Here is a 12961-nt window from a genome sequence, read left to right as displayed (position 1 = left end):
GGGGCTACGCTCAGCGATATGACTAATCCGGTCGATCCGACCGCCCGCCCCAGCGGACCCGGATGTGCGGAGTGCACCGCCGATGGAGGCTGGTGGGTCCATCTGCGGCGCTGCGCGGCATGCGGCCATATCGGGTGCTGCGATGATTCGCTGGCCCGTCATGCCTCGGCGCACTGGCGGGAAAGCGGGCACCCCATCATCCGCTCGTTCGAACCGGGCGAGGACTGGTTCTGGAACTTCGAGACCAACCAGTACTACGACGGGCCCGAGCTCGCGCAGCCGCAGCATCATCCGATCGATCAGCCCGCGCCGGGCCCGAAGGGGCGGGTACCCAAGGACTGGGCCGAACAACTGCGCAATCGCTAGTCGCCCAGCGCCGCCTTGGCCGCGTTGTAGCCGGGGATGAAGGTGATGCCCGGCCCGCCGTGGCAGCCCGCGCTGGCCAGATACAGGCCGTCGATCGGAATCGGCTGACCGACATACCCTTTGGGACCGGGGCGATTGGGCCCCATCTGCTCCGGATGGATCAGTCCGTGACAGTAATCGCCGCCCGGTGCGCCGAACATGGTGCCCATGTGGCGAGGTGTGAACGTGGTGTGCCGAATGATCCGCCGCTCAAAATCCGGTGCCAGCCGGGTGATCTTCTCGATGACCCGCCGCCCCATCTCATCCTTGAGTTCGCCGTAACCGGATGCCGACTCCTCGACCGGGAACCACAGCGCGAACGCCGAGGCGGCATGCTTGCCCGCGGGGGCCAGCGTCGGATCGTGCGCCGACGGGATCTGGAAGGCGATGGCGGGATCGGCGGGCACGATCCCGCAGCGAGCGTCCTGCCACTGCTGCTGCAGTTCCTCCGGAGTGCTGAAAAGGCCGATGGCAGCCTGCATTTCAGGGTCGTTGAGCATCTCGTACGGAGCGCCGAAGGTGGGGGCTCCGTCGAGGGCGAAATGCATCTGCAGGTAGCTGCCACGATGGTCGATCCGGGTGAACCGCTCGCGGACCTCGGCCGGCAGTACTTCGGGATCGAGCAGCTTGGTCACCGTGGTGTCCGGGGCGATCGCCGACACCACGACGGGCGCGGTGACCGTCGTACCGTCGGCCAGGCGCACGCCGGTGATCCGTCCGTCGTCGACCGATATCCGGTCGACGCTGCTGCGCAACCGCAGCTCACCCCCGGCGGCGGTCAGCAGGGCATGCAGATGTTCGGTCAGAGCGCCGATTCCGCCGGCCAGCTTCTTCATCAGCACGGCGTTCTCGTCGGGCACCGCCAGGCCATAGGCCAGGGCGGCCGCGCTGCCCGGCGTCTCGGGCCCGCGGTAGGTGGTGTTGACCGCGAGAAAGGCAAGCATGCCGCGCAGCGCCCCGTGCTTGTCCTTGTCCGGCAGGTAACGGTCCAGGACGTCGCTGACCGACCCGAACAGCAGGTCATCGATGGCTGCCCGCTCGGATTCTGTTGCCGCGCAGGCATACATCTCGTCGAGCGTGCGGGGCGGGCGACCCGCGTCGAACCGGCCCAGCGCCCGGGTGGGTGCCAGACTCCAGCCCATCAGGCCCGCCATGCCGGCCACCGCGTCGGCGCCGTGAACCTCACCCAGGTGACCGAGCATCTTCATCGGGTCGGCGTAGTAGACCACCGGAGGGTCGCCGATTCCACGTAGTGACACCGACATGACCTCGAGGTCCACGGTCGGCAAGGAGTCCAGCCCCAACTCAGCGCTGACCACGGCCGAGGTCGGGAACTGCAGTGACCCGGCGATCTCGAAGCGGTAGCCGTCGAAAAGCTCCACGGTCGAGGCCATCCCGCCGGCATACCGCTTGGCCTCCAGACACAGGGTGCGCCTTCCGGCCCGCGCCAACAGGGCCGCCGCGGCCAACCCGTTGTGCCCGGCGCCGATCACGATCGCGTCGTAGTCCGCCATCGCTTGAGGCTGGCACCGACCCCAATGTTTTGTCAATAATGACAAAACATTGGATGGGCCGGTGGCGAGCTCGGACTCAAGCCAGCCCGGAGCGCAACGCTTCCAGCGCGGTCCGGCACATCCGCGCCAGCTCGGGCAGTGACCGCTCCCCCGCCTCGTTGCCGACCATCCACAACTCCATGGCCCCGAACACCGAGGCCGCGACGCATCGGGCGGTCACCACGATCCGCAGCCGGTCATCACCCTCCGGCACCTGACCCCGACGTGCCACGAGCAGTTCGGCCACCGCGTCGGCGAAGTCCGCTTCGACCTGGCGGATGTGGCGCACGATCCGGTCGGGGTCGAGTTCCACCGCGCGCATGCTGGCGATTTTCGTCACCGCATCGACGTCGTAAGGGAACGCCAGGATGGCCGACTGCACGGAGTCGAGGACGGATTCGGACGCCGGGCGTTCGGCCAGCGCGGCGCGAAACCAGTGCAGGCCGGCGTCGTAGTCCGCGAACAGCAGGTCGTGTTTGGACGTGAAATGCCGGTAGAACGTGCGCAGGGAGACCCCGGCGTCCGCGGCGATCTGTTCGGCCGAGGTGTCCTCGACCCCTTGGGCGAGGAATCGGACCAACGCGGCCTGCCGCAGCGCCTCGCGCGTGCGCTCACTGCGCGCGGTCTGCGCGGGCCTGGCCATGGCAGTGAAATTACCGCATCGCCGGGCCGTCCCCCGACGATGCGAAATGTCAATATTGACAAAACTTCGGATCGCGAGTGTGCTCACGCCATGGTGTCGCTCATCGTTCATGCAATTCTGGGCGTGGCCGTCGTCGCGCTCGTGATCCGACTCAACCCCGGGATCTTCGCCCGCCCGCCGGGACCGGCGCTGTCCCGCGTCGAACTGGCCTTCTACGTCGTCGGCCTCGCATCGATCCCGATCTGCTGGTACTTCAACATGCGGTTTGTCGCGCACTACGCCGTACCGGGCGGCAACCCGATCTGGGGGCCCGGAAGTTGGGCCGAGTTCATCGCACTCGGGTACACCAACCCCGCCGCCGGCTCGGCCAGCGCCGACTACACGATCGCGAACGTCATTCTGCTGCCGCTGTTTACGATCATCGACGGGCTACGACGCGGCATCCGCCATCCCTGGCTGTTCTTTGTCTCGAGCCTGTTCACCAGCTTCGCATTCGCGTTCGCCTTCTACTTCGCCACCATCGAACGGCAGCGCCGCCACCAGCAGGCCGAGGTCGCCGTCAGCTGAGCGGGGTCAGCATCGCGGTGCAGGCCTGTACCGCGTCCTCGATGATCTCGCCCACCTCGCCGCCGCTCTCGACGGTCATCGCGGTGAGCTCGCGCAACCCGCCGATCATCATGATCGTGCGGCGCCGCGAGATCGACACCCCGGCCGCGCGGAACGCCTCGGAGCTGGTCATCACCTGCACCATCGCGACGAAGTTCTCCATCGACTCGCGTTGCAGCGTCCGCGCCGCGGTCCCCATGGTCGGCAGATCGCGAATCCAGGCCAGCATCAACTCGGGGTGAGCCTGATATGAGCCGATCCACGCCTCGACTGCCTGGCGGACCTGAGCCTGCCATGGCGCATCGCGGTCGACCACCCGGGCGATCTCCCGCACATGCCTGGTGTTGACCGTGGTCAACAACGCAACGAAACACTCCTCACGGCTGGCGAAGTGCTCATAGAACGTGCGGCGCGACGTCTTGGCCCGCCGCACGATATCGGCGACCGTGGTGTTCTGATAGCCGTCCTCGACGACCGACTGAATCATGGCATCGAGCAGCCGCGACCGGAACGCGCTCTTGTCGGCCTCAACCGACGTCGTAGGACTGTTCATCTCGGGCTGCCATGGTAGTGCCGGTCAACGACGCACGGTGGGGCTATGGCCGACGCTGGACCGCGCCCCCGGGCTGGCGGCGGGTGGCCGGTTCTGCCGGAAGCTGAGACAGACACCGAGATTGCCGCCCACACACGGCACACCGTTGACCGTCGGAACGGGCCCCCCGGAACGGTTGCCGGTCGGATCCAACGCGGCCGGTTCAGCGGCGGCAGGCGGCGCGAGCACCACCACCAGCGCGACGACAGCCAAGACGATCCGACCCATTCCGGCAGCGTAACCCCGCAGGTCAGCCGATCGGCGTTATCGGGCTCAGGACGTCGCGCACGAACTGCGCGATGTTCACCGACGGGTTTCCGTCCGGGAAGCTCACGGTGGCCAGCACAGTGCCGCCGGCGTCCGCGAAGTTCTGATCCGCGCGGCCCTGATGCGTCGACGAGGTCACCACGATGATCCCGGTGGCACCGGCCTTCTTGGCCAGCGGCACCGAGAACTGCGCGTTCTGCACGGTGCTGTTGGCCTTGTCCTCGACGATGATCCGGTTGGCCGGGAAACCCAGCATGAGAAGCAGATTGCGCATCTGCGCCGCCTCGGTCTGACCGTTCTGCGGGTTGCCGCCGGTGACGATGACGGGCGACTGCGGGAACGACTGGGCGATCGCCAGCCCCGTGAGCACACGGTGATACAGGATGGCCCGCATCGACCCGTCCGGCTTCAGCCCGTAGCCCAGGATGACGATCGCGGGCTTGGTGAAATCCTTGCCGGCCACCGGCGGGACTGCCTGGGCGACGGGCGCGCTCAGCCCGCCGAACACCACCGTCACGGCCAGGACAGTTGCCGCCAACCCTCGGCGCACAGGTTCACCCCCGAAAAATTTGCGACACGCGTGATTATCGATGCCTCTGAGGGTGATGTTACAGATATGGTCCGTGAGGCGCAGTGTGCCTACTGTGACTTTTCCGGTATTCCGTCACTTCCGCGCCCGAAATCACGGGCTTCGGAACACCCGCTGACGCAACGGATTTTCCTCATTCAACGGCCAATGAGCCCTCACCAACTCCTGTCCCCCGCCGTGCACGCTGGCTGGTTCAGCCGGGGCCGTGCGCCACAGTGACCCGACTGAAAGTTGTGACCGGTAGCCGGCACAACCCGGCACGGTGGTCGAAACCGAACACCAGGAGGTGACTGTGATGTCGATCCACGAAGTGCTTGATTTCTATGCGTCAGCCATGACCGCAGAGGCGAAATGGTATTTGGCCGCACTGGTCGCAGCGGCGGTCTTCGCGGTTCTCTGGCGGGCCGCCACTGCCCCGCAACGACCGGCAAGCCAGGAACCCATCAGCCCGACCGAGCTCGCACTGCTGCGATCGGAGGTCGCACCGGTGGTCGCCGCCCTGGCCGGACTGCGCGCCAGTGGACGAATCACCGGCAACGGACGAGTGGACCACGCGGTGCCGGCCGGCCCGGAGGACGACCGGTTCACCGAACAGACCCTCGCGCGGGTCGCCGCCGATCCGGGGCACACCGTACCGGGCCTGTTCACCGATTCCCAGGCCGATCTGGCCGCGCTGGAACTACAGCTGGCCGAACGTGGTCTGCTCCGCAGCCAGTCGGAGCGGACGCGGATGCGGTGGGGCGCGGCACCGTCGTTTCCCGTGCTGGCGATCGGCATCGGCTACTGCGTCTACCTGGCGATCCACGCCGACGAGGAGCCGCGCTACGTGATGTCGCTGGTGATGCTGATCATGGCGACCGTCTTCTACACCGCTGTGGTGCTGCCCCGCCTGCTCACGGTCAACCGGCTGACGCGGGCGGGCCGGCAACGGCTGGCCGCCGAGCAGGGACGGCTGTCCTACCTGAATCCGGCCGAGCGCCCGGCCTACGAAACGTATGGGCCGGCAGCGGTGGCCCTTTCGGTGGCGTTGTTCGGCACCGCAGCACTGTGGGCGGTGGACTCCGACTACTCCAGTTCCGTGCAACTGGCCGGGGATTCCTCCGGCGGCGCTGACGGTGGCGGCTGCGGCGCCTCCTGCGGCGGCGACGGCGGCGGGGGTGGTTGCGGAAGCGGATGTGGTGGGTGCGGCGGCTGCGGAGGGTGCGGCGGATGACCGCCGCGACCCGCACCGTGCCCGCGCTGGGCGACGTGGGGCTGGGGTGGCGCCGCGAGATCGCCGGGCTGATAGCCGACCTCACCCCCGGCTTCTGCGAGGTGATCGCCGAGGCGGTGCCGATACGGCGCCGCCGGGCCCGGCCCGATCCGATGCTCGCCGGGCTCGCGGCCGCCGGGGTCCCGGTGATCCCGCACGGGGTCGCCCTGTCCCTGGGCGGTGTGGAACCGGTGCAGCCGGCCCGGGTCCGTCGGTTGGCGGCCTGCGCCGAGGCATTGGGATCCCCTTTGGTCAGCGAGCACATCGCCTTCGTGCGGGCCGGTGGGATCGAGGCGGGGCACCTACTGCCGGTGCCCCGCACCCGGGAGGCACTGGATGTATTGGTGCACAACATCATCCGCACCTCCGCGCAGCTGCCCGTACCACTGGCGGTGGAGAACATCGCCTCGTTCGTGGAGTGGCCGGAGTCGGACCTCAGCGAGTCGGAGTTCCTCACCGAACTGGTGGAGCGCACCGACGTGCTGCTGGTGCTCGACGTGGCGAATGTCTATGCCAATGCCCGGAATCGGGGCCTCGATCCGCAACGCGAGCTCGCCCGGCTCCCCGTCGAGCGGGTCGCCTACAGCCACGTCGCGGGTGGCCGCCAGGGTGACGACTTCTATCACGACACCCACACCGAACGGACGCCACCGGAGGTGCTGGACCTGGTCACCGTGCTGCGTGAGCGGGTGGACACCCCCTTCATGCTCGAGCGCGACGGGCGCTACCCGCCGGCGGCGGAATTGTTCGACGAACTGGACGCGATCGCCACGGCCGCGGGAGCCGCGTCGATCACCCCCGGCGCACGAAAGGTGTGGGCATGAGCGAAAGCCTGGCTCAGCGGCAGGAAGCCCTGGTGCGGGCATTGGTGGCCGATGGCCCGGTACCGCCCGGTTTCGATCCGGCGGCCGTGGCTGCGGCAGGCGAGGTGTGTCGTCACAAGCGCGACGCGCACTCGGTCGCCGCCCCTCGGCGGCGCCGGTGGTGGTCGGTGTGGCGCTGAAATACCGGACAGTCCGGGCAGCGTGACACGATGGTCCGATGAGTGACTGGACGAGGGGAAGACTTTTCGGCGCCTTGAGGGCGGCCGGAGCGGCTTCGATGGTGGGCTGTGCGTTGGCGTTGGGCGCCGGTGCCGCGCAGGCAGATCCGGCTCCGTTCGAGCCGCCGAGGCTCGTGCCGGCCGACGGAGCGACCGTCGGCGTGGCCCAGCCGGTCATCATCAACTTCCCGGGACCCGTCGACGATGCCGGTGCCACCGAAAACGCCATCCACATCTCGTCGGTCCCCGAAGTGCCCGGCAAGTTCTATTGGATCACCCCCACACAACTGCGCTGGCGTCCACTGAGCTTCTGGCCCGCCCACACCACGGTCACCGTCGACGCCGGCGGCACGGTGTCCAACTTCAACATCGGGGACGCGTTGGTGGCCACGGCCAACGACGCCACCCACCAACTGACCGTCACCCGCAACGGGACCGTCGAGAAAACCATCCCGATGTCGATGGGCATGGCATCCGGCGGCCACCAGACTCCGAACGGCACCTTCTACGTTCAGGAGAAGATGCCGTCGGTGGTGATGGATTCGTCGACCTACGGTGTTCCGGTCAACTCGCCGAACGGATACAAGCTGAACGTCGATCTGGCCGTCCGGTTCGACGACAGCGGCGACTTCGTGCACAGCGCCCCATGGTCGGTGGCCGATCAAGGCAAGCGCAACGTCAGTCACGGCTGCATCAACATCAGCCCGTCGAACGCGCAGTGGTTCTTCGACACCGTCCGCCCTGGCGATCCCATCATCGTTCAGAACTCGACCGGCACCTACACCCGGTACGACGGCTCCAACGACTGGCAGATCTAGGTCTCGCGACGGTCAGCACGCGGTAGCGGTCGCCGGAGCGCGGTAAGGGGGAACCGTGGCGAAAGCATCACCGATCCTTCAGGCGTGGAACGACGCCTTCAAACCTGCATGCCGACGCCGCGGGATGCGGTTCGTCACCGCGGCCGGGTTCCTCCTCGACGACGTCTACGTCACCGAACTCTTTTACCCGCAGGCGTTCCACCCGGACAAGGACCCGGACCGGCTGCGGATCAGCTGGACCGTCGACATCAAGCCGCTAGCCGTCGACGAGATCCTGTGGGCCGCTTTCATGCCCGACGTGGTGATGGGGCGGCAGATGCAGATCAACCGCCGCATCAACGGCGCCTTCAAGGTGCAACCGCTGCGGATCGGCAGTGGTCACCGGGACGTTCCGGTCACCAGCGAACCAGACTGGGATCCGATACTCGACGAGTTCGACCGGGTCCGTGCCGAGTTCATCGCCGCGCACCCGACTGTGGCCGATTACGCAGCGGCGGTGGAGCAACACCCGGACGGCATCGCCCCCAACCGGGCCTTGACCCGCACGGTCACCGCACTGATCGCCGCCGGCCGGACCTCTGACGCGGCACAAGTGGCCGACACCGCGATCGCCCGCGGCGAGCGGGGTGGGATGTCCTCGACGGTCGACGTGCTCAAGTACCTGACCGCCTACGCGAAAGGCCCTGCGGCGTATGCAGAATTCACGACGAGCCTGATCCCCACCCACGACTACACCGTGCACTACGAGTCACGCGCGAGCAGACAGACAGGTCTGTGTCGGGAACATCACCCCGGCAGCATGCGCCGAACGCTCGCCGAGATGGACGGCGCCGACCCCTGGGCCATCGTGGTCAGCGCCCGCCCGCCGGCGGGAACACCAGCCGACTTCTCCACATCGCTGTACCTGCAGGCGGCCGGCACAGCCGAGGCCATGCAGATCGAGTTCTGCCGACCCGGCGGTGCCGATATCGGCGCGGTGTCGGTGCGGTCGGTCGTGGGCCACCCACACCCTGGCACAGCCGAGCTCGATGTCGACATCGTGCTGCCGCGCAGCGTCGAGGCGATCAGCCGCCACGAGGTCTTCACTGCGCAGGAGGCGGCGGACATGTTCGAGCGCTTCTACCGGACCGACACCATCGGTGACGGCTACACACTGCGGCCCGTCGAGGGGTACACCGCCGACGGCGGCCACATCGACCTCCGAGGGTTCTGACACCGATCCTGCCTGGCTACTTCCGGCCGCCTGCGAACCGCACGAACTGGATGTCGTCCAGGTCGTCAGGATCGTGGTTGGTGTGGCGAAAGACCACGACCTGCCCCACCTGCACGTCAGCGTCTGCCGGGTAATCCCTGCTGTACAACCGCCGGTGGAGTTTCTCCCGCCCGGACACGTCGGCGCTGATCACGAGCGTGAACGTATCGAATCCGCCAATTTCCGTGGATGGTTCCTCGTTCCGGAACTCGACCATGCCGGCGGACTTGTAGCCGGCGGCGAACCTCGCCTCGCGGACCCGGTCCTGCGCTTCGCTCTCCAGGAATGCACCGACGACCAGGAGCGCGAGGCCTCCCCAGATCATCCAGATGAGAACGGGGAAGACGCTGTCGTCGCCGGTGACCTGGTGCACCAGAAGTGCGATCCCGAATGTGGCGAACGGGAGCGCGATACCGACGAGTGCCATCGCGCCGGCCAGGTTCTGTATTCGTGACCACCGGCGAATGCGTGCCTGGAGCTCCTGGGAGTTCGCAGTGCTCATGATCTGGACCCCCGGCTTCGAGTCAGCACCTGGGAACCGTCGAACAGGACGTCATGGAAGATGTCGGGTCGACGAAGGTGTGTGACATCCCTTCCGCCAGACATCGTCTCCCGCGACCGCTGCTACCGATCACAAGAACGTCGGCCCAAGCTCGTCGGGGTCGGCGCTCGCCTCTGCGGTGGGGAGATTCTCGTAGCCCTCAGAAACAGAAAAACCCACTGTCGCCAGTGGGTTCTCTCAGTGGCCAGGGCCGGGATCGAACCGGCGACCTTCCGCTTTTCAGGCGGACGCTCGTACCAACTGAGCTACCTGGCCGGAAGGCCGTCGGCCTTAGACCGAAGTGCCTCGCCGTGATGGCGACCCTGACGGGACTCGAACCCGCGACCTCCGCCGTGACAGGGCGGCGCGCTAACCAACTGCGCCACAGGGCCTTACTTTTCCAGCATGCTCCACGTTTCCGTGTTGCGTACCCCCAACGGGATTCGAACCCGTGCTACCGCCGTGAAAGGGCGGCGTCCTAGGCCACTAGACGATGGGGGCCTAATCCGAATCTCTCCGGGGTGTTCACAACGTGTCCGTTGGGAGCTTCGATAGCTTAGGGTACGGATGCCCAAATCTTCAAACCAGGTGGTCGCAGCACCAATTTCGGTCATCTTGTACCCTGTCTTCTCGCGCCCCTATAGCTCAGTTGGTAGAGCTACGGACTTTTAATCCGCAGGTCGTAGGTTCGAGCCCTACTGGGGGCACCACACACCCGCCGCAAGGCGGGTCACGGTGCGTTTCACGCGCTCCGCGCGGTCGCGATCTCGTCGGCGAGCGGAGCAATCGCGGCGATGATCTGGCCCACGATCGGTTCGGGCACCCCGGCACCGGCGAGGCTGTCGGCGAGGTGGCCGGCCACCAGCTTGAAGTGATGCATCGTGATGCCGCGGCCTTGATGGACCTGACGCATCGGTGCGCCGCTGTACTGCACGGGGCCGCCCAGTGCCGCGGCGAAGAATTCGACCTGCCTGCCCTTGAGCCTGGACATGTTGGTTCCGGTGAAGAAACCGGCCAGCTCGTCGTCCGCAAGTACCCGCCGATAGAAGTCCTCGACGACGGTCTCGAGTGCCTCGCCCCCGCCGATCTGGTCATAGATGGTCGCCATGGGGGCCAGTCTCACCTGGCGTCGTTGCCACCCAATTTCGGACGCGTAGCCGAACCGCTACGGCCGCCTCACGGGCACGAGACGTCGACGCGGCCTGCGCAGCGCGGGCCGGGGCCGTTTATCGTGGTGCACTGAGGTCGGACGGCCCAACGTAACGAAGACCGCGAGATTTTGGATAGATTTCGCGACCCGTGTTCACGTTCGGGGTCGACAGCATGAAGGAGTCAGCAGCATGTTCTCCCGGCGCCTACGCACTCGAGCCATGGCGACCGCGATCGGCGCGGCCGCGCTCGCGGCAAGCGCCGCATTCGGGGTCGCACCGGCCCACGCGGACACTCAGGACGACCAGTTCTTCACCATCGTCAACGACCTGAAAATTCCCACCACGTCCGCCGAGGAGGCCGGCCAGGTCGGTCGCGGCGTCTGCGATGCCCTGACGAAGGGCAAGATCGAGCCCGCCCGCACGGTGCGTGGAGTGATCAGCCAGCTGATGAACCAGGCAGGCATCGACAAGCACCAGGCCGCAAACCTGGTCCGGGGTGCGGTCAAGGTCTACTGCCCGCAGAACGCCCCGTTCGTCGGGCGCTGAGGCGGTCCGCTCAGACCTTCGGGCAGTAGTGCATCCCGTTGTCGCGGTGGCCGATTGGCGGCAGGTTGCGGGCCGGGGTGTGCACCAGCGGCGCGTCTGCCGGGAGCCGGCCGCTGACGCGATCCCACGCAGTGCGCGCCCGCGGATGCATGCGGCGCCGACGCGGCACCACTGCGAACACCTTGCCAATCACCTTGCCCAACAGGCGATGTACTTTCTCGTCGCGCTCCGACCAGGTGTAGCCCATCAGCTCGCGCACCGCCGGGTGATACAGCCCGACGGTGAACCAGACGAACAACGGGTGGACCACATACTTGCGCTGCAGCGCCCACATCCAATCGGGCATCTTCGACGCGAACGGCGGCTTGGGCAGCTCGGACAGATCCAAGACCTCACGGGCCGCGGTGTTGTTCTCCAACACGTTGCGGCACATGTGTTCCCAGTAGACCTGGAAGTCCTCCCAGGTCTCCGGTACGGGGCGCATGCTCATCCCGTACATCGAGTACCACTGCTTGTGCTCCTCGAAGAGCTGCCGCTTCTCGGCCTCGGAGATCCCGCCCGCGAGCCGATCGGCAACGATGATCGTGCCGACGAAAAACGTCGAATGCGCCCAGTAGAAGACCTCGGGGTTCAACGCGTGATAGCGGCGCCCCTGAGCATCCACGCCCTTGATGTTGACGTGGTAGTCGCGCACCTCGGCGCCGGTCTGCGGCGCCCGATCGCCGTCGAACACGACGCCGCCGATCGGGTACAGCGAGCGCAGCAGCCGGGGCCAGCGCTCCTGAAAGAAGATCGAGTGCTCCTCGACCGCGGCACCGAGTTGCGGATGCATGTTCTGCATCGAACCGGCCCACGGGCCCTGCAGCATGCCGCGCCAGTCACCGAAGTACTTCCACGTCAGCGAATCCGGCCCGAGGGGTATCGGCGGCGCCTCGTACCCGCCCGGGGCGGCTGGGCAACCCGCCGCCACCGCATCGGAACCGCTGGTCACCGGGCATGTCTCAGAAGTATCTTGTGTCACAGGTGCGCTTTCTGCCGGCAGAACGAAGGTGCTGTTTCAATTGTGACTACACACGTTGTCATCAGAGCTTAGGAGTAGATGTGCCATCCGGTCAACGACGCGGCCGATGGTCGGGCGTTCCGCTGCAGGAACGCGCGGCCCGTCGTCGCGACGAACTGATCGCAGCAGGGGTCGGCCTACTCGGCAAAGCCGAGGGCCCGGCCCTGACGGTCCGCGCTGTCTGCCGCGCAGCCGAACTCACCGAACGCTACTTCTACGAGAGCTTCAGCGACCGCGACACGTTCGTCCGGGCCGTCTACGACGACGTCTGCGCCCGGGCGATGTCGGCCCTCACCACGGCGGCCACGCCCCGCGACGCGGTCGAGCGATTCGTCGCACTGATGGTGGACGACCCCACCCAGGGCCGCGTGCTGCTGCTGGCCCCGGAATCCGAACCGGTGCTGACCCGCTCGGGCGCGGAATGGATGCCCAACTTCATCGGACTACTGCAGCGCAAATTGACCCGCATCGCCGACCCGGTGCGCCAGGCCATGGTCGCCACCAGTCTGATCGGAGCACTGACCGCGCTGTTCAGCGCCTACCTCGACGAGAGGCTGCCAGCCAGCCGCGAACAGTTCATCGACTACTGCGTCGACATGCTGCTCGGGCGCATCGCCAGTTTCTGAGCGAACTCCCCGAAGCCC

17 protein-coding genes and 4 tRNA genes are annotated in these 12961 nt (G+C 66.9%); 10 read left to right on the top strand and 11 right to left on the bottom strand.

Annotated elements, in window-relative coordinates; genetic code table 11:
- The first annotated feature begins 18 nt into the window (after positions 1-18).
- Positions 19-366, top strand: coding sequence for a UBP-type zinc finger domain-containing protein (locus AC4LGL_RS01915; RefSeq protein WP_491837362.1), 348 nt, complete (start codon positions 19-21; stop codon positions 364-366).
- On the opposite strand, the gene AC4LGL_RS01910 is transcribed toward AC4LGL_RS01915, so the two are convergent.
- Together AC4LGL_RS01910 and AC4LGL_RS01905 are read right to left on the bottom strand one after the other, a co-directional pair.
- Positions 363-1919 (bottom strand): phytoene desaturase family protein, encoded by a 1557-nt coding sequence (locus AC4LGL_RS01910; RefSeq protein WP_491837361.1) that lies wholly within the window; start codon positions 1917-1919, stop codon positions 363-365. The two genes, AC4LGL_RS01915 and AC4LGL_RS01910, sit on opposite strands and share 4 nt — an antisense overlap.
- 76 nt (positions 1920-1995) lie before the next feature.
- Positions 1996-2601 (bottom strand): TetR/AcrR family transcriptional regulator, encoded by a 606-nt coding sequence (locus AC4LGL_RS01905; protein ID WP_491837360.1) that lies wholly within the window; start codon positions 2599-2601, stop codon positions 1996-1998.
- A gap of 90 nt (positions 2602-2691) precedes the next feature.
- Here AC4LGL_RS01905 and AC4LGL_RS01900 point away from each other — a divergent pair, with 90 nt between their 5' ends.
- Positions 2692-3168 (top strand): DUF2834 domain-containing protein, encoded by a 477-nt coding sequence (locus AC4LGL_RS01900; RefSeq protein ID WP_491837359.1) that lies wholly within the window; start codon positions 2692-2694, stop codon positions 3166-3168.
- Here the strand turns inward: AC4LGL_RS01900 and AC4LGL_RS01895 are convergent.
- Genes AC4LGL_RS01895 through AC4LGL_RS01885 form a run of 3 tightly spaced genes read right to left on the bottom strand, consistent with a single transcriptional unit; the run spans position 3161 to position 4616 of the window.
- Entirely contained in the window at positions 3161-3760 is a 600-nt protein-coding gene (locus AC4LGL_RS01895; RefSeq protein ID WP_064933278.1) for a TetR/AcrR family transcriptional regulator, read from the bottom strand. The two genes, AC4LGL_RS01900 and AC4LGL_RS01895, sit on opposite strands and share 8 nt — an antisense overlap.
- A 24-nt stretch (positions 3761-3784) precedes the next feature.
- Entirely contained in the window at positions 3785-4027 is a 243-nt protein-coding gene (locus tag AC4LGL_RS01890) for a hypothetical protein (protein WP_491837358.1), read from the bottom strand.
- A 22-nt stretch (positions 4028-4049) separates the two neighbouring features.
- Entirely contained in the window at positions 4050-4616 is a 567-nt protein-coding gene (locus tag AC4LGL_RS01885; protein WP_064884867.1) for a YdcF family protein, read from the bottom strand.
- 334 nt (positions 4617-4950) lie between these two features.
- On the opposite strand from AC4LGL_RS01885, the gene AC4LGL_RS01880 reads away from it, so the two are divergent.
- From AC4LGL_RS01880 to AC4LGL_RS01860, 5 genes are read left to right on the top strand one after another with little or no spacing between them, the layout of a single operon-like run.
- The gene (locus AC4LGL_RS01880) at positions 4951-5868 is read left to right on the top strand and encodes a TIGR04222 domain-containing membrane protein (RefSeq protein WP_491837357.1); all 918 of its coding nucleotides are present in this window, start codon (positions 4951-4953) and stop codon (positions 5866-5868) included.
- Positions 5865-6731 carry an MbnB/TglH/ChrH family RiPP precursor modification enzyme gene (locus tag AC4LGL_RS01875; protein WP_491837356.1) on the top strand — a complete coding sequence of 289 codons (867 nt, stop codon included), beginning with the start codon at positions 5865-5867 and terminating at the stop codon, positions 6729-6731. The genes AC4LGL_RS01880 and AC4LGL_RS01875 overlap by 4 nt, the downstream gene beginning before the upstream one ends.
- Positions 6728-6910: an SCO6045 C-terminal-like domain-containing protein gene (locus tag AC4LGL_RS01870; RefSeq protein ID WP_491837355.1), complete on the top strand. Its 183-nt coding sequence runs from the start codon at positions 6728-6730 to the stop codon at positions 6908-6910. Before AC4LGL_RS01875 ends, AC4LGL_RS01870 begins: the two co-directional genes overlap by 4 nt.
- A gap of 38 nt (positions 6911-6948) precedes the next feature.
- Positions 6949-7767 carry a L,D-transpeptidase gene (locus AC4LGL_RS01865; RefSeq protein WP_491837354.1) on the top strand — a complete coding sequence of 273 codons (819 nt, stop codon included), beginning with the start codon at positions 6949-6951 and terminating at the stop codon, positions 7765-7767.
- 55 nt (positions 7768-7822) lie between these two features.
- Entirely contained in the window at positions 7823-8980 is a 1158-nt protein-coding gene (locus tag AC4LGL_RS01860; protein ID WP_491837353.1) for a hypothetical protein, read from the top strand.
- Between the two features lie 16 nt (positions 8981-8996).
- On the opposite strand, the gene AC4LGL_RS01855 is transcribed toward AC4LGL_RS01860, so the two are convergent.
- The 4 genes from AC4LGL_RS01855 to AC4LGL_RS01840 all read right to left on the bottom strand — a co-directional run bounded on the left by AC4LGL_RS01855 (position 8997) and on the right by AC4LGL_RS01840 (position 10061).
- Positions 8997-9521: a hypothetical protein gene (locus AC4LGL_RS01855; RefSeq protein WP_491837352.1), complete on the bottom strand. Its 525-nt coding sequence runs from the start codon at positions 9519-9521 to the stop codon at positions 8997-8999.
- Between the two features lie 241 nt (positions 9522-9762).
- Positions 9763-9836: transfer RNA gene (locus tag AC4LGL_RS01850), tRNA-Phe, on the bottom strand.
- A 39-nt stretch (positions 9837-9875) separates the two neighbouring features.
- Positions 9876-9952 (bottom strand) — tRNA-Asp (locus tag AC4LGL_RS01845).
- Between the two features lie 36 nt (positions 9953-9988).
- Positions 9989-10061, bottom strand: a tRNA-Glu gene (locus AC4LGL_RS01840).
- Between the two features lie 133 nt (positions 10062-10194).
- Here AC4LGL_RS01840 and AC4LGL_RS01835 point away from each other — a divergent pair.
- Positions 10195-10270, top strand: a tRNA-Lys gene (locus AC4LGL_RS01835).
- Between the two features lie 32 nt (positions 10271-10302).
- On the opposite strand, the gene AC4LGL_RS01830 is transcribed toward AC4LGL_RS01835, so the two are convergent.
- Complete coding sequence (locus AC4LGL_RS01830; RefSeq protein ID WP_491837351.1) at positions 10303-10668, bottom strand: group I truncated hemoglobin; 366 nt, start codon at positions 10666-10668, stop codon at positions 10303-10305.
- Between the two features lie 262 nt (positions 10669-10930).
- Between AC4LGL_RS01830 and AC4LGL_RS01825 the strand changes: the two genes are divergently transcribed.
- Entirely contained in the window at positions 10931-11257 is a 327-nt protein-coding gene (locus tag AC4LGL_RS01825) for a DUF732 domain-containing protein (RefSeq protein WP_236734814.1), read from the top strand.
- 10 nt (positions 11258-11267) lie between these two features.
- Here AC4LGL_RS01825 and AC4LGL_RS01820 read toward each other — a convergent pair whose 3' ends face one another.
- Positions 11268-12278 (bottom strand): oxygenase MpaB family protein, encoded by a 1011-nt coding sequence (locus AC4LGL_RS01820; protein WP_491837350.1) that lies wholly within the window; start codon positions 12276-12278, stop codon positions 11268-11270.
- An 80-nt stretch (positions 12279-12358) separates the two neighbouring features.
- Here AC4LGL_RS01820 and AC4LGL_RS01815 point away from each other — a divergent pair, with 80 nt between their 5' ends.
- Positions 12359-12943, top strand: coding sequence for a TetR/AcrR family transcriptional regulator (locus tag AC4LGL_RS01815; RefSeq protein ID WP_491837349.1), 585 nt, complete (start codon positions 12359-12361; stop codon positions 12941-12943).
- The last annotated feature ends 18 nt before the right edge of the window (positions 12944-12961 follow it).

The sequence above is a fragment of the Mycolicibacterium arcueilense genome (genome assembly GCF_058536225.1).
The sequence above is the reverse complement of the archived record's forward strand: the minus strand, read 5'-3'. Positions and strand labels throughout refer to the sequence as shown.